Here is a 20,724-nt window from a genome sequence, read left to right on the forward strand (position 1 = left end):
CCAGCCCACCGGGGGGTGAGACCGATGCGTAACCTGTTGCTGGCCGGGGTCGCGGCCGTGATGATCCTGCCGACCGCCGCGCAAGCCCAGTCCAATGTCGAGGGCCGGGTCGGCAAGCTGGAAAGCGAGATGCGCGCGGTCCAGCGCAAGGTGTTTCCGAACGGCGCGGGCGGCTATGTCCAGCCCGAGATCACCGCGCCCCAGACCCAGGCGCAGGCCCCCGGCGTGCCCGCGACGAGCGCGCTGGCCGACCTGACCTCGCGCGTCACCTCGCTCGAGGAGCAGATGGCCAATCTGACCGGCCAGATCGAGCAGAACGGCTTTCGCACCCGCCAGCTTCAGGAGCAGTTCGACGCCTATAGGCGCGGCACCGAGGCGCGGTTGAAGGCGCTGGAGGCCGGGCCCGCCCCGATCGCCCCGGCCGGGCAGAGCGCGCCGCTCGACACCGGAACCCCCGCGCCGACGGCCTCGACCCGTCCGACCAAGACCCCGGCGGCGGTCGTCGCCAGCGGCGATACGGCGACCCCGGCGGCGGCCGGCGGCGCGGCGGTGGAAAAGCCCTCGACCGGCGATGCGGCCGAGGACGCCTATCTCTATGGCTATCGCCTGTGGGCGGCCAAGCGCTATCCCGAGGCCGAGGCGCAGTTGAAGAAGGTCGTCGCGGACTATCCCAAGAGCCGCCGCGCCAGCTATGCGCAGAATCTGCTGGGCCGCACCTATCTCGACTCGGGCAAACCCAGCCTCGCCTCGATGGCCTTTTACGAGAATTACAAGAAATTCCCCGATGGCGAGCGCGCGCCCGAAAGCCTGATGTATCTGGGCCAGGCGCTGACCAAGCTCAACAAGGCCGCCGATGCCTGCAAGGTCTATGACGAGCTGAGCGATGTCTATGGCGCCAAGCTTTCGGGCGCGATGAAGGGGCAGGTCGCGGCGGGACGTTCGGCGGCCAAGTGCCAGTAAGCGGCTGATCCGCTCGAAACCGGCGGCGGGCAGGGGGCCGAAACCCCTTGCGCGCGGCCGGCGGAAGGGCCAGAGCGGGCGCATCCCTCACCAGTTTCGAGAGCATCATGGCCACCGATGCCACGGCCGTCGATCAGATCGCGCGCTTCGCGGCGGATCTGACGATCCTTCACGATTTGTCCTCCGATACGGCGCCGCTGTTGCTGGGCGTGTCGGGCGGCCCCGACAGCATGGCGATGCTGATGCTGGCGGCTTCGGCCTTTCCGGGGCGGATCGCGGTGGCGACGGTCGATCACGGTCTGCGCCCCGAGGCCGCCGACGAGGTGCGGATGGTCGCGGCACATTGCGCCACGCTGGGCGTGCCGCATCACGCCCTCAGGCCCGGCGAGGCGATCGCGGGGGCCAGCATCCAGGCGCAGGCGCGCGAGGTCCGCTATGCGCTGCTCGCCGAGCAGGCGCGCGCGATCGGCGCGGCGGCGATCCTGACCGCGCATCATGCCGACGACCAGGCCGAGACCTTCCTGATGCGCGCTGCGCGCGGGGCCGGACTGTCGGGCCTGTCCGGGGTCCGGGCCCGGACGGTCATCGCAGGGATGACGGTGCTGCGCCCGCTGCTCGACTGGCGCCGCGCCGAGCTGCGCCGGATCGTCCGCCGCGCCGAGGCGCCCTTTGTCGACGATCCCGCCAATCACGATCCCCGGCACGACCGCACCCGGTTCCGCCAGTTGCTCGACGGGCATGAATGGCTGGGCGTGGCGCAGCTCGCGCGGGCGGCGGCGCAGCTGGCCGAGGCGGACACCGATCTGCGCGCGACGGTCGACTGGCTGTGGCAGGAGCGGGCGCAGATCGATGGCGACAATGTCCGCATCGCCGCCGCCGACCTGCCGCGCGAGCTGGGGCGTCGGCTGGCGCGGCGCGCGATCGGCACCGTCCGCGCCGCCGCCGCGATCGAGGCTCCCGCCTGGAACGAGGGCGGCAATATCGAGAAGCTGCTCGACGCGCTGGCGCAAGGCAGCCGCGCGACCCAGGCGGGCGTGATCGCCAGCGTGCGGTCGGGTATCTGGCGCTTCCGCCCCGCGCCGCCCCGCCGCACCGGCTGAGCCGGGGGCGGACTCGGGCGCGTGATCGACATCGGAGGGGGCGCTCGATCACTTTGATCGGCGTTGTTCCATTGCCATTAACCTCGCTGTGCCTATCTTGAGGGCTGAAAGGTATCCGGCACCGATGAACGACAACGACAAGCAACAGAGCCCCGATCCCAATGGGGGCGGCAACCCCTGGATGAAGAGCCTGTTGATCTGGGTGGGCATCCTGATGGCGCTCGCCCTGTTCGTCAGCCTGTCCGGCGCGGGATCGTCGGCGCAGAGCGGCAACCAGATCGAATATTCCACCTTCCTCGACAAGGTGGACGAGGGGACGGTGAAGACCGCCGTCATCTCGCGCGATTCGATCACCGGCACGCTGTCGTCGGGCGAGAAGTTCCGCACCAGCCCGGTTCCCGATTCGCAGCTGATCCCGCGTCTGCGCGACAAGGGCGTGACCTTCACGGCCAAGGCCGAGGAAGGCCCGTCGATCTGGATGCTGATGCTGTACAACTCGCTGCCGTTCCTGCTGTTCATCGGCATTGCCTTCTTCGTCCTGCGCCAGATGCAGAAGGGCGGCGGAGCCAGCGGTGCGATGGGCTTTGGCAAGAGCCGTGCGCGGATGCTGACCCAGAAGGAAGGCAAGGTGACGTTCGACGATGTGGCCGGCATCGACGAAGCGCGCGAAGAGTTGCAGGAAATCGTGGAGTTCCTGAAGGACCCGTCGAAGTTCGCCCGGCTGGGCGGCAAGATCCCGAAGGGCGCGCTGCTGGTCGGCTCGCCCGGCACCGGCAAGACGCTGCTGGCGCGCGCGATCGCGGGTGAGGCGGGCGTGCCCTTCTTCACCATTTCGGGTTCGGACTTCGTCGAGATGTTCGTCGGCGTCGGCGCCAGCCGCGTGCGCGACATGTTCGAACAGGCCAAGAAGAGCGCGCCCTGCATCGTCTTCATCGACGAAATCGACGCGGTCGGCCGCCATCGCGGTGCGGGCCTGGGCAACGGCAATGACGAGCGCGAGCAGACGCTGAACCAGCTGCTGGTCGAGATGGATGGTTTCGAGGCCAATGAGGGCATCATCATCATCGCCGCGACCAACCGCCCCGACGTGCTCGACCCCGCGCTGCTGCGTCCCGGCCGCTTCGACCGCCAGGTCGTGGTGCCGCGCCCGGACATCGATGGCCGCGTAAAGATCCTCGAAGTCCATATGAAGAAGGTGCCGCTGGCCCCCGACGTCGACGCCCGCGTCATCGCGCGCGGCACGCCGGGCTTCTCGGGCGCGGATCTGGCCAATCTGGTCAACGAGGCCGCGCTGATGGCGGCGCGCAAGGGCAAGCGTCTGGTCGCCAATGCCGAGTTCGAGGAAGCCAAGGACAAGGTCATGATGGGTGCCGAGCGTCGCTCGATGGTCATGACCGAGGACGAGAAGCGGATGACCGCCTATCACGAGGCGGGCCATGCGATCATCGCGCTGCACGAACCGGCTTCGGACCCGATCCACAAGGCGACGATCATCCCGCGCGGTCGCGCGCTGGGCATGGTGATGCGCCTGCCGGAGCGCGACTCGTACAGCTATCACCGCGACAAGATGTACGCGAATCTGGCGGTCGCCATGGGCGGTCGTGTCGCCGAGGAGATCATCTTCGGTTACGACAAGGTGTCGAGCGGCGCGAGCGGCGACATCCAATATGCCACGGGTCTGGCGCGCGACATGGTCACCAAATGGGGCATGTCGGACAAGGTCGGCCCGGTGGAATATGCCCAGCCCGAGGGCGAGAGCTTCCTGGGTTATTCGTCCAGCCAGCCGGTGCGCATGTCCAACCAGACCGCGCAGCTGATCGACGACGAGATCAAGTCGATCGTCGAGGGCGGCCTGCACCGCGCCAAGCACGTCCTGACCGAGCATGTCGACCAGCTCCATCTGCTGGCCGGTGCGCTGCTGGAATATGAGACGCTGTCGGGCGACGAGATCAAGAAGCTGATCGCTGGCGACGATATCGGTCGCGACGATCCCAAGGCGAAGGCGGTGCCGATCGCCAAGGCGGGAACCTCGATCCCGAAGACGCGGCGCGGCCCCGGACCGTTCGGATCGCCGAGCCCGTTGGGGGCGTGATCTTCCGGCCAAGCTGACACAGGGCCATCCCCGAAAGGGGGTGGCCTTTTTGTTTGGAGGCGCGCCCTCCCGTGCGCTTCGACTTCGCTCAGCGTGAACGGCGGTCTCGGGTGAGGGGGGCGGTCCCTCTCTCCGTTCGGCCTGAGCGAAGTCGAAGGCCATGTCCCAACCGGACCCGATCAAGCCTAGCCCCGGCCCCCGCACCCGACTAAGCTCTTCATCCGGATCGCAAAATCACCGGCGCCGATGCCGGACCCGCGATCAGGAGTGGAGGATGCCCGCATGACCGATATCCCCCCGACCGATTCGCTGCATGACCGGGCCGTCCGGATCTATGACGCTTTCACCCATGAGCATCACGACCGCCGCACCCTGTTGCGCCAGATGACCGCGCTGGCCGGGTCGGCCGCGGCGGCCGAGGCGCTGATCCTCGGCATCGCCGCCAGCCCGGCGGCGGCCGCGCAGACCGATCCGCACGACACGCGGCTGCGGATCGACCGGCGCGAGGGCATGGAGGCGGGCGCGCGGTCGGCGGCCTATCTCGCCAGTCCCAGGGCCGCGCGGAAGCGGCTGGGCACGGTCCTGGTCATCCATGAGAATCGCGGTCTGACCCCGCATATCGAGGATGTCGCGCGGCGGCTGGCGCTGGCCGGATTCCATGCGATCGCGCCTGACCTGCTCGCCCCCCAGGGTGGCACGCCGCCCGACGAGGACAAGGCGCGCACCCTGATCGGTACGCTCGACTATGATCTGGCGCTGGCCCAGGCGCGGGCGATGATCGACCAGGGGCGGGCGGACCGGAAGGGGACGGGCAAGGTCGGCGCGGTCGGCTTTTGCTGGGGCGGGGCGTTCGTCAACCGGCTGGCGGTGGCGGCGGGACCGGCCTTGGCGGCGGGGGTCGCCTATTATGGGCCCGCCCCCGACCCGGCCGAGGCGGTGAAGGTCCGCACGCCGCTGATGCTCCATTACGCCGGCAAGGATGCGCGTGTGAACGCGACCGGCATGCCCTGGGCCGCGGCGCTCAAGGCGGCGGGGCGGCCGGTCGAGGCCTTCACCTATCCCGGCGTCGATCATGCGTTCAACAATGACAGCTCGGCGGCGCGCTATGACGCGGCGGCGGCCGCACAGGCATGGGAGCGAACGACGCGCTTCCTGCATCGCCATCTCGACCGGGTCTGACCGGTCGAGCATTTATCGAGGAGACACGGGGTGACCGACGATCTGACGCTCTACACCAACCCCCGCTCGCGCGGCCGCATCGCGCGCTGGATGCTGGAGGAAAGTGGGGCCTCTTACGACACGGTGGTGCTCGACTATGGGACGACGATGGTCGCGCCCGCCTATCGCGCGATCAACCCGATGATGAAGGTGCCCGCCATCGTCCATCGCGGACAGGTCGTGACCGAAACCGCCGCGATCTGCGCCTATCTGGCCGATACCTTTCCGGATGCCGGGTTGGCGCCATTGCCGGCGGAGCGCGCCGATTATTATCGCTGGCTGTTCTTCGCGGCGGGCCCGCTGGAGGCGGCGATCACCAACCGCGCGATGGGCGTGACCCCGACGGTCGAGCAGCAGCGCATGGCGGGCTATGGCGATTTCGACCGGGCGGTGGCGGTGATCGGCGATGCGGTGGCGCGCCATCCCTATATCGCGGGGGATTGCTTCACCGCGGCCGATGTCTATCTGGGGTCGCAGCTGATGTGGTTCACCCAGTTCGGGCTGCTGCCCAAGACCGAGCCGGTCATGGCCTATATCGGCCGGTTGAGCGAGCGCCCCGCCCATGCGCGCGCCACTGCGTTGGACGACGAAAGGGTCGAGGAAGGGGCGGCCTGACTTCGCCCCGGCGGGTCAGGCGAGTACCGGAAACGCGCGCTGCGCCTGCTGGGCGGCGCGCAGCATGTCGAGCCCTGCGGCGAAGTGATTGCCGGCCAGCGGCTGGTTCAACGCATCGGCGCCCTCCAGCGCGGCCTGGGCCAGCGCGATGATCTGATCGAGGGTCGGGGCAGGAGCGGACATCGCGGTTTCCAGGGCAACGGGTTTCGGGCCATCGCGTGACGGCCGTGCAATCGCATAACGCGCGAGGCTTAAGCTTCGATAACTTTTTTCGCGATAACGATTGTCCGGGGCCAAGTGACCATCTGCCCCCGAGCGGGACACTCGGGGGCAGGGTGCGCGCGGGTCAGCGCATCAGGACCAGTTCCTCGGCCATGGTCGGGTGCAGCGCGACGGTGGCGTCGAACTGTGCCTTGGTGAGCCCGGCCTTCACCGCGACCGCCGCGGCCTGGATGATCTCGGGCACGTCGGGGCCGATCATGTGCAGCCCGACCACCCGGTCGGTGTCGCCGTCGCACACCATCTTGTAGAGCGCACGCTCGTCGCGCCCCGCCAGCACATTCTTCATCGGGCGGAAGTCGGAGGTATAGACGCGGACCGAGCCCAGCTTCTGCTTGGCCTGCGCCTCGGTCATGCCGACCCCCGCCATGGGTGGGTGGCTGAACACGGCGGCGGGGATGCAGTCATAATCGACGCGGGTCGGCTTGTTGCCGAAGATCGTATCGGCAAAGGCCTGTCCCTCACGGATCGCCACCGGGGTCAGCTGGACGCGGTTGGTCACGTCGCCGACCGCATAGATGCTGTCGCAGGTCGAACGATTATCCTCGTCCACCTTGATCGCGCCATGCTCGTCCAGTTCGACGCCCGCCGATTCCAGCCCCAGCCCATGGGTGTTGGGCAGGCGGCCGGTCGCGAACATGACCAGATCGACCTCGATCGGCGCATGGTTCGACATGGAGACCAGCAGCGATCCGTCCGCCTGCTTCTCGATCCCCTCGAAGGTCGCGTCGAAGCGGAACTCGATCCCCTTCATCATCGAGATCTGGAGCAGCCGGTCGCGGATCGTCAGGTCGTATCCGCGAAGGATATCCTTGCTGCGGTTGATCAGCGTGACGTGCGCGCCGAACTGGTGGAAGACGCCCGCAAATTCGTTGGCGATATAGCCCGCGCCTGCGATCAGCACGCGGCTGGGGATCGCATCGAGATGGAACGCCTCGTTGGAGGTGATGCCATGCTCATGGCCGGGGCAGGAGGGGACGGCGGGATGCGCGCCGACCGCGATCAGGATCTTGTCGGCGGTCTTCTCCGTCCCGTCGGCCAGGCGCACGCTGTGCGGGCCGGTAACGACCGCGCGCTGCTGGATGATCTCGACCTTATGGCTTTCCAGCGTGTTGGTATAGGCGCCGTTCAGCCGATCGACCTCCGACAGGACATTGTCGCGCAGCGTCTTCCACGAAAATTCGCACTCGCTGGGCACCTGCCAGCCGAAGCGGCGGGCGTCCTTCAGATCCTCGGCGAAATGCGCGCCGTATACGAGCAGCTTCTTCGGCACGCAGCCACGGATGACGCAGGTGCCGCCGACGCGATATTCCTCGGCCACCGCCACGCGCGCGCCATGCGCCGCGGCGACCCGCGACGCCCGCGTTCCCCCCGAGCCTGCGCCGATGACGAACAGGTCATAGTCATACTCAGCCATGGGATCGGTTTCTCCGGGGAATGGGGGCGACAGGCCCGCCTAAAAGCATAACGGGGGACGCCGAGCCAAGTTCAGCGTCCCCCTGACAGTGATCGGAAATTCAAATTCCTCCCCCGCAAGGGGAGGTGGCACGCGTAGCGTGACGGAAGGGGTGTCCCGCTATCGAGATGGCGACACCCCTCCACCCGCTTCGCTGCCCCCCCCCTTTGCAGGGGAGGATCGGATCATCCAAAGGCGCGCTTGATCAGGTCCTCGGTCGAGGGATCGAAATCCTGCCCGCCCTGATCGGCGGCCTTGGCCATTTCCTTGCCCAGTTCGACGCCGAACTGGTCGAAGCTGTTGATGCCCAGGATCACGCCGTTCACGAACACGCGGTGCTCGTAAAAGGCGATCAGCGCGCCCAGCGTGCGCGGGTCGAGCGTCTCGAGCAGGATGGTCGAGGACGGACGATCGCCCGAATAGCTGCGCGCGGGGTCATCGACCGTCTTGCCCTTCATCAGCGCGGCGCCCTGCGCGAAGGCGTTGAGCAGCAGCTGGCGGTGATGCTCGTCGCTCAGCACGTCGCCCGGCTCGACCACCGCGATGAACTCGACAGGGACGAGGTGGGTGCCCTGGTGGAGCAGCTGGAACACCGCATGCTGCGCATCGGTGCCGACCCCGCCCCAGGTGATCGCGGCGGTGGGACGGCCGACCGGCTGGCCGTCGACGGTCACGCCCTTGCCGTTCGATTCCATCTCCAGCTGCTGGAGATAGGAGGGCAGAAGGCGCAGCCGCTCGTCATAGGCGAAGGGCGCGCGCGTCTCGGCATGGCGGACCTGGGTGTAATAGAGGTCGGCAAAGGCGGCGAGCGCGGGGGCGTTCTGCGACAGGTCGGTCAGGCGGAAATGGCGGTCCATCTCGGCGGCGCCCTCCAGCAATTCCTCGAACGCGTCCCAGCCCAGGCCCAGCGCGGCGGGAAAGCCGATCGTCGACCAGAGCGAATAGCGGCCGCCGACCGATTCGGCGAAGGACAGGATGCGCGTCTCGTCCACGCCCCATTCGACCGCCTTGGCGGGGTTGGCGGTCAGTGCGATGACCCGGCCATAGGGGTCTTCCACGCCGTGCTCGGTCATCCACTGGAGCGCCGAGGTGGCGTTGAGCATCGTCTCGGTGGTGGTAAAGGTCTTGGACGCGACGACCAGCAAGGTGGCGGCGGGGTCGAAGCGCTTGAACACCTCCTCCAGCGCCATGCCGTCGACATTGGAGACGATCGCGACGTCATAGCGGTCGCTGTCGCGGCCCAGCGCGTCGACCAGCAGGTCGGGGCCCAGCGCCGATCCGCCGATGCCGATGTGCAGGACATGGCGGATGGGGCCCAGCGCCTCGGCCTCGATCGCGTCGATCAGCGCGCGCATCCGGGCGTGCGAGGCGCGGGCGGTGGCGACGCTTTCGGGATTGCCCTCGCCACGCTCGGCGGTGTGCTCGACCGCGCGGCCCTCGGTGACGTTGACCACCTCGCCGCCGAACAGCGCGTCGCGCTTGGCAGCCAGTCCCTTGGCCTTGGCCAGTTCGGCGAAGGCGGCGACGGCGTCGGGCGTCAGATGCGTCTTGGACCAGTCGAAATGGATGCCCGCCACGTCCAGACTGAGCGAGGCCAGCCGGTTGGGATCATTCGCGAAAAGATCGAGAAGCGGAGTCTGCGGGAGCGATTCGATCGTCGACCAGTCGGCAGCCATGATGCCTGTTCCTTCCTTGACCTGCCCCAAAGGGCTTCATCCACGGCGTTAGACAATGCGGGTGCGCAAAGCCAAGCCCTAGATTGGTATGGTGGATCAGGCTGGCACGCGAAATCGCCACGGGCGGGGGACCTGCGGCGGATCGATCAGCGGTGCTTCACCGCCACCGGGTCGCGCACCACGCCGACATCGGCAAAGCGCCGGGGCTCGGCGGGCTGGGGCACGGGCTGGGCCAGTTCGCGCTGCCAATAGCCGACATCGATCCAGCGGCCATGCTTGTGCCCGACCTCGCGAAAGACGCCCGCGCGGCGGAAGCCGACCGCCTCGTGCAGCTTGATCGATCCGTCATTGGGCAGCGCGATCACGCCCATCGCCTGGGTGAAGCCCTGCGCGGTCAGCGTGTCGACCAGCGCTTCATAGAGCAGCCGTCCGACGCCCGCGCGTTGCGACACGTCGGCGACATAGATGGTCGTCTCCACCACCCAGCGATACGCCTCGCGCTCGCGGAAGCGCGCGGCATAGGCATAGCCGATCACCGCATCCTCGCGGCCCGCCTCGTCGCTCAGCGTGGCGACGATCCACGGATACAGCCCGTCCGCGCCCGCCATCCGCGCGCGCATCGCATCGGCATCGGGCGCCTGCGTCTCGAAGGACACCACGCCCGCCAGCACATGCGGCGCATAGATGGCGGCGATGGCGGCGGCGTCATCGGGGCGGGCGGCGCGAATGGCGATCATGGGGGTGCGTCTCCTGAAACGATGGGCCTGCCTAGCGCGCGGACGCGCCGTTCGGAAAGCCCCGATTCCCGCAGGCCGTTTTGGGAACGCCACAATCCCAAGCCCCGTTCGCCCTGAGCGAAGTCGAAGTGCACGCCCCACATAGGGGTAAAGGGTTTCCCTTGGCCTTCGACTTCGCTCAGGCTGAACGGAGGTGGCGGATCAACTCACAGCCCCAGCTTTGTGATCAGCAGGTCGAGCAGCCGCTCGTCGCTGACCGAGCCCACCGGACCCAGGCCGCCGCATTCCAAGCAGCGCGCCTGCACCGACCCGCCGCGCGCCAGCCGCGCGACATCGCCCAGCGCGCGGGCCGCGACCGCGCGACGCTCCGCCGCCGCGATGGCGAACACGTCGCCGCCCTGCTGCGTGTCGTCATCGTCGCTGTCGAACCCCTCCGCCAGCATCGCGGCGAAGCCCGGCTTCTTCTCCAGATATTCGGCATGGACCTTGGCGGGGTCCAGCTTGGCGCGGCGCGCGGCCTCGGCGATCGCGTCGGACAGGGTGCCGAACCGGTCGACCAGCCCGATCTGCCGTGCGGTGCCGCCGTCCCACACGCGTCCCTGCGCGATGGTGTCGACCTTTTCCACCGACATGTGGCGCGACTCGGCGACGCGGGTCAGGAACTGGCGATAGCCATTCTCGATCCCCGCCTGGAGGATGGTGTCGAGCATCGGGGTGAAGCCGCCCAGCACATCGGGCTGGCCGGTCAGCGGCGTGGTCTTCACCCCGTCGGTGGTGATGCCGATCTTGGCCAGCGTGTTCTCGAATGAGGGGATCAGCCCGAAGATGCCGATCGACCCGGTGATCGTGCCCGGTTCGGCAAAGATCAGGTCGGCGGGGGTCGAGACCCAATAGCCGCCCGACGCAGCCAGGCCGCCCATCGACACGATGACGGGCAGCTTCTGGCGCTTGGCCTCCAGGATCGCCTGGCGGATCTGCTCGGAGGCCAGCACCGAGCCGCCGGGCGAGGCGACGCGGACGACCAGCGCCTTCAGTTTCTTCTTGGCCAGCCCGTCGAGCAGCGCCTTGGCGATCGTATCGCCCGCCGCGGTGCCGGGGCCCGCCTCGCCATCGACGATATTGCCCGCGATGGTCAGCACGCCGATCGCGTCGCCCTGCGTCGGCAGGGGATGGGCACGAACCCAGGAAGCGTAGGAGATGGTCCGGAAGCTGCCCGCGGGCTTGCTCGCATCCGCGCCCGCAATCTCGGCGACGCGCTTGCCGAAGGCCAGCTTGTCACCCAGCCTGTCGACCAGCCCGGCCTTCAGGTTCGCATCGGCGATGCTGCCGTTCGCGGCCAGCACCGCGCGGTCGGGCTGGGCCAGGAAACTGTCGATCTGCGCCTTGGGCCGCGCCTTGGCGACGCCCTCGCGCCACTGGGCGAACAGCGTGCCGTACAGCGCCTGCGAGGCCGCGCGCGCCTCGGGGCTCTGGTCGGCGCGGATATAGGGTTCGACGAAGGACTTGAACTTGCCGACGCGGTAGACATGCGCGTTGACGCCCAGCTTGTCGATCAGGCCCTTGTAATAGAGCTGGTTGCCGCCCGGCCCCGCGAACAGCGTGCCGCCCAGCGGGTTGACCCAGATCTCGCTGGCGTTCGCGGCCAGGCGATAGGCGCCGTCGGTATAGGCCGTGGCATAGGCCAGCACCGGCTTGCCGCCCTTGCGGAAGCGCTGGATCGCGTCGCCGACCTCCTGCAAGGTCGCAGGATAAGCCCCGCCGAACGCATCCAGGTTGAGGACCAGCAGCTTCACCCGGCCATCGTCGCGAGCCGTATCGATCGCGCGGACCAGATCGCGCAGGCGATATTCGTGCGGGACGCTGCGCCCCGACAGCATGGCGAGCGGCGCGATGGTCTCGGGCTGCTCGACGATCGGGCCGTCCAGCTTGAGGAGGAGGGCGCCGTCGGTGATCGCCTTGGTCCCCGGCCGTGCGTTGAGCGCGGCGAAGATCAGGCCGAAGAACAACAGCATTGCCGCCAGGACCAGGAAATCCTTGATCCCGACCAGCAGCCGCCACGCCGCCTTCAGGATGCGCCAGCCGCTGCGCTTGCCCGGCTTGCGTCCCGGTCGGCTGAAATCCTGGTCGAGGGGAGAGGCGGGCGGAAGAGCGTCTGCGCGAGCGTCGGTCATTCCCCATCGCTACCCCAGCCGCGAAGGCGCGGCAATGGTCCGTATTAGCCACCCAATACGGACGCCGCCGCACCGCGATTTTGTTCCCGCTTTCGGGGCGGCCGGTCGAAATTTTTTGATGGGGGTCGTTGACGGCCTGAACCGGCGTTCACATATCCGGTGGCGTTGGCACTCGCATGGCTCGAGTGCCAGAAAAGTGTAACATGCCAGATAAAGGGACATGGCAATGAACTTTCGTCCGTTGCACGACCGCGTTCTCGTCCGTCGCGTCGAGGCCGAGGAAAAGACGGCCGGTGGGATCATCATCCCCGACACCGCCAAGGAAAAGCCCCAGGAGGGCGAGGTTGTCGCCGCCGGTTCGGGCGCGAAGGCCGAAGACGGCAAGCTGACCCCGCTGGACGTGAAGGCGGGCGACCGCATTCTGTTCGGCAAGTGGTCGGGCACCGAGGTCAAGGTGAACGGTGAAGACCTGCTGATCATGAAGGAATCGGACATCCTCGGCATCATCGGCTGAGCGACCGTTTCTTCTTTTCCGTTTTTCTGACAATTCCAGATCGAAAGGGTAGCCACCATGGCAGCCAAGGAAGTCAAGTTTTCGCGCGACGCGCGTGAGCGCATTCTGAAGGGCGTCGACATCCTCGCCGATGCCGTCAAGGTCACGCTGGGGCCGAAGGGCCGCAACGTCGTGATCGACAAGTCGTTCGGTGCGCCCCGCATCACCAAGGACGGCGTCTCGGTCGCCAAGGAAATCGAACTCAAGGACAAGTTCGAGAATATGGGCGCGCAGATGGTGCGCGAAGTGGCGTCGAAGACCAACGACATCGCCGGTGACGGCACCACCACCGCGACCGTCCTCGCTCAGGCGATCGTCCGCGAGGGCATGAAGTCGGTCGCGGCCGGCATGAACCCGATGGACCTGAAGCGCGGCATCGACATCGCCGTCGCCAAGGTGACCGAGGACATCAAGTCGCGCTCGAAGCCCGTCTCGGGCAGCCAGGAAGTTGCCCAGGTCGGCATCATCTCGGCGAACGGCGACCGTGAAGTCGGCGAGAAGATCGCCGAGGCCATGGAAAAGGTCGGCAAGGAAGGCGTCATCACCGTCGAGGAGGCCAAGGGCCTCGAATTCGAACTCGACGTCGTCGAGGGCATGCAGTTCGACCGTGGTTACCTGTCGCCCTACTTCATCACCAACCCGGAAAAGATGACGGTCGAACTCAACGACCCGTACATCCTGATCCACGAGAAGAAGCTTTCGAACCTGCAGGCGATGCTCCCGATCCTGGAAGCCGTCGTCCAGTCGGGCCGTCCGCTCCTGATCATCGCCGAGGACATCGAGGGTGAGGCGCTCGCCACGCTCGTCGTCAACAAGCTGCGCGGCGGCCTGAAGGTCGCGGCGGTCAAGGCACCGGGCTTCGGCGATCGTCGCAAGGCGATGCTGGAAGACATCGCCATCCTGACCGCGGGCGAGCTGATCTCGGAAGACCTGGGCATCAAGCTCGAGACCGTCACCGTCGGCATGCTGGGCACCGCCAAGCGCGTCACGATCGACAAGGACAACACCACCATCGTCGATGGTGCGGGTGATGCCGACGCGATCAAGGGCCGCACCGAGGCGATCCGTGCGCAGATCGAGAACACCACCAGCGATTACGACCGCGAGAAGCTCCAGGAGCGTCTGGCCAAGCTCGCTGGCGGCGTGGCCGTCATCAAGGTCGGCGGTGCGACCGAGGTCGAGGTGAAGGAGCGCAAGGACCGCGTCGACGACGCGCTGCACGCGACCCGCGCGGCCGTCGAAGAGGGCATCGTCCCCGGCGGTGGTACGGCGCTGCTGTACGCGACCAAGGCGCTGGACGGCGTCAAGGGCGTCAACGACGACCAGACCCGCGGTATCGACATCGTTCGCAAGTCGCTGACCGCGCTGGTTCGCCAGATCGCTCAGAACGCGGGTCATGACGGTGCGGTCGTGTCGGGCAAGCTGCTCGACCAGGACGACACCTCGTTCGGCTTCAACGCGTCGACCGACACGTATGAGAACCTGGTCGCCGCCGGCGTCATCGACCCGACCAAGGTCGTGCGCACCGCGCTCCAGAACGCGGCGTCGGTCGCGGGCCTGCTCATCACCACGGAAGCCACCGTGGCCGAGCTGCCCGAAGACAAGCCCGCCATGCCCGCCGGTGGCGGCATGGGCGGCATGGGCGGCATGGACTTCTAAGTCGGAATCGGCAACCGGCGGGGCTTGCGCCTCGCCGGGAACCGGACCGGCCTGTCCGTGCGGCAAAGCCAACAGAAAGGGCCCGGGGAGCGATCCCCGGGCCCTTTTTTGTGTCTACTTCATGGTCCCGAACTCCGTTCAGCCTGAGCGCAGTCGAAGGCCACGGGAATGCCTTCGCGGAGATGGCGTGGCGTGCACTTCGACTTCGCTCAGTGCGAACGGGGTGGGGGAGCGTCGGCGCTATCCCACATCCTTCCCTCCGTTCAGCCTGAGCGCAGTCGAAGGCCATGGGAATCCCCTTGCGGAGATGGCGTGGCGTGCACTTCGACTTCGCTCAGTGCGAACGGGGGTGGGGAGCGTCGGCGCGATCCCACAGTCTGCCCTCCGTTCAGCCTGAGCGTAGTCGAAGGCCACGGGAATCCCCTTGCGGAGATGGTGGGGCGTGCACTTCGACTTCGCTCAGTGCGAACGGGGGGTGGGGAGTGTCGGCGCGATCCCACATCCTTCCCTCCGTTCAGCCTGAGCGTAGTCGAAGGCCATGGGATCCCCTCCCGGAGATGGCGGGGCATGCACTTCGGCTTGGCTCAGTGCGAACGGGGTGGGGGAGAGCCATTGAAAGGCCCCGTTCCCCGGCGAAGGCCGGGGCCCAGTTACGATGCGATCGAGATGGCTCCAGGCGTCGCGTGGGAGGCTAAAACCGACGCGTCGCAAACGCCTCCCATGAAGCCGTCCGCGCGCCAGCGACGATGGGGCGACTGGGCCCCGGCCTTCGCCGAGGAACAGGAGGCGTGGAGACGAAAAAGGGCGGTCGAGCCTTCGCCCGACCGCCCTTCACGAACCGCGAATGCCGCGCTTACGCGCCCGCGTTCTTCAGCGCGGCCTGGACGTCCTTCCAGGTGATCGCGCCCTGAAGCGGCTTGCCGTTCAGGATGAAGGTCGGGGTGCCCGTCACCGTGCCGTCGGCCCCGCGATCCTGGGTCTGCTTGGTCAGGCGGTCGATCTCCAGCATGTTGCTGAGGCAGGCGCGCGCCTTGGCTTCGGGGATGCCGCGCTGCTTGACGAAATTGATCAGGTCCATCTGGTCGGCCAGCGCCTTGATCACGTCGACCGGCTTGGCGTTCTGCAAGGCCTTTTGCTGCTCGGGGCTCATCGCCTGGAGCTTGTCGTTGAAGCCCTGCTGCGACTGGTACATCTGTTCCAGGATCGGGAAGAAGGTCGCCTCGCCCGCGCAGATGCCGAGCAGCGCGGGCGGCAGGTCGGGCGCGCCGTGGATCAGGAATTCGCGGAATTCCCAGCTGACCTTGCCCGACTTGACGTAATCGTTCGTCAGCGGCTCATAGCCTTCGCGCGCAAAGGCGCCGCAGGCGGGGCACAGGCGCGAGCCATATTCGACCAGCTTGATCGGGGCATTGGGGTTGCCCATTACGAAGCCTTCGCCGGTCTTGCTGACGACCTGGGTCCAGTCCTTGCCCGCAGGCGCGGGGACCGCCGCGACCGGCGAGGCGGCGGGGGCGCTATTGTTGGCGTCGCCGCCGCCACCGCAGGCGGCCAGCGCGAGAGGCAGGGCGAGAAGGAGGAGACGAGACTTCATCGACAAATGCTCCGAGAGAAAAGGGGGATCAGCGGGCGCCGGCCGCGCGCAACAGCGACAACAGGCGCTCCCAGGTGAAGACACCCGTCGCTTGGCGGCCGTTGATGAAGAAGCCGGGCGTGCCCTCCAGGGTCTTGGGGGCAGAGCTGGTCATCGCGACGATCCGGTCGGTGGCGGCGCGATCCGACAGGCAGGCGGTGATCTGCGCGTCGGTCAGCCCGGCGCTCCGGCCGATCTCGGTCAGCCCCGCGCCATCGGCGATCGCGCGCATCTGCGCCGCCGCCGGATACATGCCGATCCGCTGGCCATTGGCCTGTTCGAACTCCATGCCGCGCGCCAGCCACGTCTTTTGCTGCGCGAACAGCGTGTCGGTCAGCCCGGCGAATTTCGCCGCGCCGCCGCACCGCGCGATCAGCGCGGCCGCCAGGTCGATCCGGTTGAAGATGTAATGGCGCAGCTCGATGCTGGTCGAGCCCGACCGGACCATCTGCCCCTTCAGCACCGCGCCCGAGCTGTTGATGAAGGCGGCGCAATGCGGGCAGGTATAGCTGACATATTCGACCAGCTTCACCCGCGCCGCCGGATTGCCGATGACATAGGCGCCCGTCGGCGTCTGGGTGATATGGGTCGTCCAGTCGGTCTTGCGCTGCGCCTGGGCCGCCTCGACGGCGCTGGTGGCGGAAAGCGAAAGGCCGAGCGCGGCCAGCGACAGGAAAAGGCGCATCACGATACCTTGGGAATGCCGCGCGTCGCCGCGACGCCCGCGGCCAGCGATTCGAGCACCGCGCGAAGCTCCGGGTCGGCGATCTGGCGCAGGCCGTCGCCCATTTCCGGCGGCACCGGCTGGGGCTTGGGGCGGGCGGGGCGGCGGGGCGCGCCCATCGGCAGCTCGCCCTGCCGGATCTGCAACCGCGCGACCGCCGGATAGCCGAAGAAGCGGTTCACCCGCTCGATGATCTCGGGCGCGATATGCTGCATCATCGGGGCATGGGCCCCGCGCACGACCAGGGTCAGCACGCCATTCTGCTTCTCGCCCTGCGGAAAGCGGATCGATTCGGGCGCGCTGGCGGTCGACAGGCGCGGGCCGACGATATCGGGCCAGCGGCTGACGATCGCGCTCTGCACGAAGCCGAAACGACGAAAGGCCGCGCCGCCGATGGCGGGCAGCAGTTCGGACACCGCGCGGGGGCGGTTGGAACGGGGGGGCGGCTCCTGGGGGGCGCGGACGCGCTTGCTCATGTCGCGCTCCATGCCATAGCGGGCCGGTGCACGCCAAGCCTTCATCATCGCCCGACAATCCTGCCGCCCGGCTGCTCGCCTGGTATGACCGTCATGCCCGCGACCTGCCCTGGCGCAGCAAGCCGGGGGAGACGCCCGATCCGTACCGGGTCTGGCTGTCGGAGGTGATGCTGCAACAGACGACGGTGGCGGCGGTCGCGCCGCGCTTCACCGCCTGGGTCGAACGCTGGCCCGACGTCGCCAGCCTGGCCGCCGCGCCCGACGAGGACATCATGGCCGCCTGGGCGGGGCTGGGCTATTATGCCCGTGCGCGCAATCTGGTGAAGGCCGCGCGGGCGGTCGTGGCGGAGCATGGCGGGCGTTTCCCGGCGACGGAGGCGGCGCTTCGCGACCTGCCGGGACTCGGGGCCTATACGGCGGCGGCGGTGGCGGCGATCGCGTTCGGCGAGCGCGCGGTGGTGGTCGATGCCAATGTCGAGCGTGTCGTCGCCCGGCTGTTCGCGATCGAAACGCCGCTGCCCGCCGCGCGGCCCGCGATCCGCGCCGCGACCGACCGAATCACCCCCGAAGCCCGCGCGGGCGACTTCGCGCAGGCGATGATGGACCTGGGCTCCGCGATCTGCACGGTGAAGAAGCCGCAATGCCTGCTCTGCCCCCTGGCGGTCGATTGCGATGCCCGCGCGCAAGGGATTGCCGAGACGCTTCCCGCCAAGGCGCCCAAGAAAAAACGTCCCTATCGTCACGGCACCGTCTTCTGGATCGAGCAGGAAGGGCGGGTCTGGCTGGTCCGCCGCCCGGACAAGGGGATGCTGGGCGGCATGCGCGCGCTGCCGACCGGGCCATGGAGCGACGAACGGCCGGGTCTGGCCGAGGCACCGGGCAAGGGGCCATGGACGATGCTGAACAAGACGGTCGTGCATGGCTTCACCCATTTCGAGCTGGAACTCGCGCTCGCCCGGAGCGAAGGGCGGCCCGAGGACGCGGCGGCGGGGGAATGGTGGCCGGTCGCCGATCTGGGAACCGCCGGGCTCCCCACGCTGTTCGCGCGGGCGGCCGATCTGTTGAAAAGGACCTGATGCCGATGATGCGCCGAATGATGATGACGGGCGGGGTGGCGATGACCCTGCTGGCGACCGCCGCTCCGGCCCAGCTCGCGGCACCGCCCCGCGCATCGATGGCGGCGGCGACCTGGCTGCCCGCGACCCAGGCCCTGTTCGACAGCTATGTCCGCACCGGCAAGATGCCCGGCATCGTCGCCGCGCTGGGGATGCAGGGACAGCCGACCGTCTTCGTCTCGGCAGGGCGGACCGGCCTGGAGCCGAACGCACCCGCCGCCGGGCCGGACACGCTGTGGCGGGTCTATTCGATGACCAAGCCGATCACCGCGATGGCCGCGATGATGCTGATCGAGGAGGGGCGGCTGAAGCTCGACCAGCCGCTGTCCGACATCTATCCGGCCTATGCGCGGATGCGGGTGCTGACCGACCCGGAGCAGTCGCTGGAAACCCGGCCTGCGACCCGGCCGATCACCATCCGCAACCTGATGACCCATACGGCGGGGCTGGGATACAGCATCGTCACGAAGGGGCCGCTGCTTCAGGAATATGAGCGGCTCGGCATCGTGCCCTTCGCAGCCAATGCGCAGGTCGAGGCGAAGGTGCGGCCGACCCGCCCCGCCAGCCTCCAGCAATTCGCCGAGCGCGTCGCGACCCTGCCGCTGATCGCCGAGCCGGGGACCAAATGGAGCTATTCGATCGGTCTCGACGTGCTGGCGGCCGTGGTCGAGAAGGTATCGGGCATGCCGTTCGAGCGGTTCGTCCAGACGCGGCTGTTCGCCCCGCTCGGGATGACGTCCAGCTATTGGCAGGTCCCGGCCTCGGCGGCGAACCGGCTGGCGACGAATTACACCTTCATCGGCGACCGGCTGGTGCCGCTCGATCCGGCGGCGGGCTCGGTCTTTCGCCAGCCGCCCAGCTTTCCCTATGGCGGGGCAGGGCTGGTCATGTCGGCGCGCGACTATGACCGGTTCCTCCAGATGCTCCAGAATGGCGGGGAGGTGGACGGCGTCCGCGTGATGAAGGCCGAGACGGTCAAGCTGGCCATGTCGAACCTGCTGCCGCCGGGCGTCACCTATGGCTCGGTTTCGGGCACGACCGGGGGCAGCGCGGGCGAGGTGCCGACCGGCTTCGGCGCGGGCGGGTCGGTGACGCTGGCCGATACGCCGGGCGGGCCGGGCAAGGGCACCTATGGCTGGGGCGGGGCGGCGGGCACCATCGCCTTTGTCGACCCCAGCCGCCACATGCGCGGGACCGTCATGGTCAATTACTTCCCGGCGGACCGCTATCCGCTGCGGCGCGATCTGGCGGCGGCCTTGTACCAGGATCTGGGGGTGCCGCGTCGATGAAGGGACTCGGCTTTACCGGCGGGCGACTCGACCGCGCCGATCCGCTGCGTCATGACGAACCGGGTTTCGCGGCGGCGCTGGCCGATCCGGCGGCACGGCTGCTGATCCTGAACGAATATCAGCCGGTCATGGCCGAGGGGCGCCTGGGCTGGACCGCCATCGCCCCCGACGCCCGGCCGGAGGATCATGTCCTGCTGGGCATCGAGGACGGCGTGCCGCATTTCGCGCGGCTGGTGGCGGAACCGGCCGTTGGGCGCTCGGTCGAGATGATCGCGGCGCTCCACGCGCTGGCGGCGGGCGAGGCGGCGACCTATGCGGCGGCGCGCTCGGTGCTCGATTGGCATACCCGGCACGGCTTTTGCGCGCGCTGCGGCGCGGCGACCGCGCCGTTCCGCGCGGGCTGGGGACGGCGCTGTCCGACGTGCGGCACCGAGCATTTCCCGCGAGTCGACCCGGTGGTCATCATGATCGCCGAGCATGACGGTCGCGCGCTGCTCGGCCGCCAGCCCGCCTTTCCGCCGGGGCGCTATTCGGCGCTGGCGGGGTTTCTGGAACCCGGCGAATCGATCGAGGAAGCGGTCGCGCGCGAGCTGTTCGAGGAAGCGGGCGTGCGGGTGCGCGACGTCCGCTATATCGCCAGCCAGCCCTGGCCCTTCCCCTCGTCGCTGATGATCGCCTGTGTCGCGACGGCGCTGGACGACCGGCTGGCGATCGACACGACCGAGCTGGAGGACGCGATCTGGGTGTCGCGGGACGAGGTGCGCGCCGCGCTGGCGGGGGATGCGTCCAGGTTCGGCGTGCCGCCCACTTATGCCATCGCGCATACGCTGCTGGAGGCGTGGGCCCGATAATCCTCCTCCCGGCATGGGGAGGTGGCAGACCGAAGGCCTGACGGGGGGCTTCGGCAAGCGGTTTAGGGCGGATCGACATTTTCTTCCCTCTCCCCTGGCCAGGGGAGAGGGTTAGCGAAGCTT

18 protein-coding genes are annotated in these 20,724 nt (G+C 68.2%); 10 read left to right on the forward strand and 8 right to left on the reverse strand.

Annotated elements, in window-relative coordinates; all coding sequences use genetic code 11:
• Positions 1-24 precede the first annotated feature (24 nt).
• From QE360_RS09435 to QE360_RS09455, 5 genes are all read left to right on the forward strand, one after another.
• Positions 25-960, forward strand: a complete 936-nt coding sequence (locus tag QE360_RS09435; protein ID WP_309697182.1) for a tetratricopeptide repeat protein — start codon at positions 25-27, stop codon at positions 958-960.
• A gap of 107 nt (positions 961-1,067) precedes the next feature.
• Positions 1,068-2,060 (forward strand): tRNA lysidine(34) synthetase TilS, encoded by a 993-nt coding sequence (tilS, locus tag QE360_RS09440; RefSeq protein WP_307100620.1) that lies wholly within the window; start codon positions 1,068-1,070, stop codon positions 2,058-2,060.
• A gap of 124 nt (positions 2,061-2,184) precedes the next feature.
• Positions 2,185-4,152: an ATP-dependent zinc metalloprotease FtsH gene (gene ftsH / locus QE360_RS09445; protein WP_307100618.1), complete on the forward strand. Its 1,968-nt coding sequence runs from the start codon at positions 2,185-2,187 to the stop codon at positions 4,150-4,152.
• 282 nt (positions 4,153-4,434) lie between these two features.
• Positions 4,435-5,331: a dienelactone hydrolase family protein gene (locus QE360_RS09450; protein ID WP_309701043.1), complete on the forward strand. Its 897-nt coding sequence runs from the start codon at positions 4,435-4,437 to the stop codon at positions 5,329-5,331.
• A gap of 30 nt (positions 5,332-5,361) precedes the next feature.
• Positions 5,362-5,985, forward strand: a complete 624-nt coding sequence (locus tag QE360_RS09455) for a glutathione S-transferase family protein (RefSeq protein WP_309701044.1) — start codon at positions 5,362-5,364, stop codon at positions 5,983-5,985.
• A 15-nt stretch (positions 5,986-6,000) separates the two neighbouring features.
• Here the strand turns inward: QE360_RS09455 and QE360_RS09460 are convergent, their stop codons facing one another.
• From QE360_RS09460 to sppA, 5 genes are all read right to left on the reverse strand, one after another.
• Entirely contained in the window at positions 6,001-6,168 is a 168-nt protein-coding gene (locus tag QE360_RS09460; RefSeq protein ID WP_307100613.1) for a hypothetical protein, read from the reverse strand.
• A gap of 163 nt (positions 6,169-6,331) precedes the next feature.
• Positions 6,332-7,681 (reverse strand): glutathione-disulfide reductase, encoded by a 1,350-nt coding sequence (gor, locus tag QE360_RS09465; RefSeq protein WP_309701046.1) that lies wholly within the window; start codon positions 7,679-7,681, stop codon positions 6,332-6,334.
• 224 nt (positions 7,682-7,905) lie between these two features.
• Complete coding sequence (gene pgi / locus QE360_RS09470; protein ID WP_309701048.1) at positions 7,906-9,396, reverse strand: glucose-6-phosphate isomerase; 1,491 nt, start codon at positions 9,394-9,396, stop codon at positions 7,906-7,908.
• A gap of 146 nt (positions 9,397-9,542) precedes the next feature.
• Positions 9,543-10,133 carry an N-acetyltransferase family protein gene (locus QE360_RS09475; RefSeq protein ID WP_309701050.1) on the reverse strand — a complete coding sequence of 197 codons (591 nt, stop codon included), beginning with the start codon at positions 10,131-10,133 and terminating at the stop codon, positions 9,543-9,545.
• A gap of 206 nt (positions 10,134-10,339) precedes the next feature.
• On the reverse strand, positions 10,340-12,304 hold the full coding sequence (gene sppA, locus QE360_RS09480; protein ID WP_309701052.1) for a signal peptide peptidase SppA: 1,965 nt from the start codon (positions 12,302-12,304) through the stop codon (positions 10,340-10,342).
• Positions 12,305-12,530: 226 nt separating this feature from the next.
• Between sppA and groES the strand changes: the two genes are divergently transcribed.
• Together groES and groL are read left to right on the forward strand one after the other, a co-directional pair.
• Positions 12,531-12,818, forward strand: a complete 288-nt coding sequence (groES, locus tag QE360_RS09485; protein WP_230483787.1) for a co-chaperone GroES — start codon at positions 12,531-12,533, stop codon at positions 12,816-12,818.
• Between the two features lie 57 nt (positions 12,819-12,875).
• Positions 12,876-14,516, forward strand: a complete 1,641-nt coding sequence (groL, locus tag QE360_RS09490; protein ID WP_309701054.1) for a chaperonin GroEL — start codon at positions 12,876-12,878, stop codon at positions 14,514-14,516.
• An 853-nt stretch (positions 14,517-15,369) separates the two neighbouring features.
• On the opposite strand, the gene QE360_RS09495 is transcribed toward groL, so the two are convergent.
• From QE360_RS09495 to QE360_RS09505, 3 genes are read right to left on the reverse strand one after another with little or no spacing between them, the layout of a single operon-like run.
• Complete coding sequence (locus QE360_RS09495; protein WP_309701055.1) at positions 15,370-16,107, reverse strand: thioredoxin domain-containing protein; 738 nt, start codon at positions 16,105-16,107, stop codon at positions 15,370-15,372.
• A 28-nt stretch (positions 16,108-16,135) separates the two neighbouring features.
• A complete protein-coding gene (locus tag QE360_RS09500) occupies positions 16,136-16,831 on the reverse strand; it encodes a thioredoxin domain-containing protein (protein WP_309701057.1) in 696 nt (231 codons plus the stop codon).
• Positions 16,831-17,346 carry a DUF721 domain-containing protein gene (locus QE360_RS09505; protein ID WP_307100596.1) on the reverse strand — a complete coding sequence of 172 codons (516 nt, stop codon included), beginning with the start codon at positions 17,344-17,346 and terminating at the stop codon, positions 16,831-16,833. The genes QE360_RS09500 and QE360_RS09505 overlap by 1 nt, the downstream gene beginning before the upstream one ends.
• Before the next feature lie 26 nt (positions 17,347-17,372).
• Here QE360_RS09505 and mutY point away from each other — a divergent pair, with 26 nt between their 5' ends.
• The 3 genes from mutY to nudC are packed head-to-tail and all read left to right on the forward strand — an operon-like array spanning position 17,373 to position 20,601.
• Complete coding sequence (gene mutY, locus QE360_RS09510; RefSeq protein ID WP_309701062.1) at positions 17,373-18,422, forward strand: A/G-specific adenine glycosylase; 1,050 nt, start codon at positions 17,373-17,375, stop codon at positions 18,420-18,422.
• 8 nt (positions 18,423-18,430) lie between these two features.
• Positions 18,431-19,750, forward strand: coding sequence for a serine hydrolase domain-containing protein (locus tag QE360_RS09515; RefSeq protein ID WP_405052678.1), 1,320 nt, complete (start codon positions 18,431-18,433; stop codon positions 19,748-19,750).
• Positions 19,747-20,601 carry an NAD(+) diphosphatase gene (nudC, locus tag QE360_RS09520; RefSeq protein ID WP_309701066.1) on the forward strand — a complete coding sequence of 285 codons (855 nt, stop codon included), beginning with the start codon at positions 19,747-19,749 and terminating at the stop codon, positions 20,599-20,601. Before QE360_RS09515 ends, nudC begins: the two co-directional genes overlap by 4 nt.
• Positions 20,602-20,724 lie beyond the last annotated feature (123 nt).

It is taken from the genome of Sphingomonas sp. SORGH_AS_0789 (genome assembly GCF_031453055.1).
In the GTDB taxonomy this organism is placed as follows: Bacteria; Pseudomonadota; Alphaproteobacteria; order Sphingomonadales; family Sphingomonadaceae; genus Sphingomonas.

What these genes read in the sequence shown, in the direction of transcription:
- QE360_RS09475 (WP_309701050.1), bottom strand. Translation starts at nt 10,133, where the DNA reads ATGATCGCCATTCGCGCCGCCCGCCCCGATGACGCCGCCGCCATCGCC.
- sppA (WP_309701052.1), bottom strand. Translation starts at nt 12,304, where the DNA reads ATGACCGACGCTCGCGCAGACGCTCTTCCGCCCGCCTCTCCCCTCGAC.
- nudC (WP_309701066.1), top strand. Translation starts at nt 19,747, where the DNA reads ATGAAGGGACTCGGCTTTACCGGCGGGCGACTCGACCGCGCCGATCCG.
- pgi (WP_309701048.1), bottom strand. Translation starts at nt 9,396, where the DNA reads ATGGCTGCCGACTGGTCGACGATCGAATCGCTCCCGCAGACTCCGCTT.
- QE360_RS09450 (WP_309701043.1), top strand. Translation starts at nt 4,435, where the DNA reads ATGACCGATATCCCCCCGACCGATTCGCTGCATGACCGGGCCGTCCGG.
- QE360_RS09500 (WP_309701057.1), bottom strand. Translation starts at nt 16,831, where the DNA reads ATGCGCCTTTTCCTGTCGCTGGCCGCGCTCGGCCTTTCGCTTTCCGCC.
- groL (WP_309701054.1), top strand. Translation starts at nt 12,876, where the DNA reads ATGGCAGCCAAGGAAGTCAAGTTTTCGCGCGACGCGCGTGAGCGCATT.
- ftsH (WP_307100618.1), top strand. Translation starts at nt 2,185, where the DNA reads ATGAACGACAACGACAAGCAACAGAGCCCCGATCCCAATGGGGGCGGC.
- QE360_RS09505 (WP_307100596.1), bottom strand. Translation starts at nt 17,346, where the DNA reads ATGAGCAAGCGCGTCCGCGCCCCCCAGGAGCCGCCCCCCCGTTCCAAC.
- groES (WP_230483787.1), top strand. Translation starts at nt 12,531, where the DNA reads ATGAACTTTCGTCCGTTGCACGACCGCGTTCTCGTCCGTCGCGTCGAG.
- gor (WP_309701046.1), bottom strand. Translation starts at nt 7,681, where the DNA reads ATGGCTGAGTATGACTATGACCTGTTCGTCATCGGCGCAGGCTCGGGG.
- tilS (WP_307100620.1), top strand. Translation starts at nt 1,068, where the DNA reads ATGGCCACCGATGCCACGGCCGTCGATCAGATCGCGCGCTTCGCGGCG.
- QE360_RS09495 (WP_309701055.1), bottom strand. Translation starts at nt 16,107, where the DNA reads ATGAAGTCTCGTCTCCTCCTTCTCGCCCTGCCTCTCGCGCTGGCCGCC.
- QE360_RS09460 (WP_307100613.1), bottom strand. Translation starts at nt 6,168, where the DNA reads ATGTCCGCTCCTGCCCCGACCCTCGATCAGATCATCGCGCTGGCCCAG.
- QE360_RS09435 (WP_309697182.1), top strand. Translation starts at nt 25, where the DNA reads ATGCGTAACCTGTTGCTGGCCGGGGTCGCGGCCGTGATGATCCTGCCG.
- QE360_RS09515 (WP_405052678.1), top strand. Translation starts at nt 18,431, where the DNA reads ATGCGCCGAATGATGATGACGGGCGGGGTGGCGATGACCCTGCTGGCG.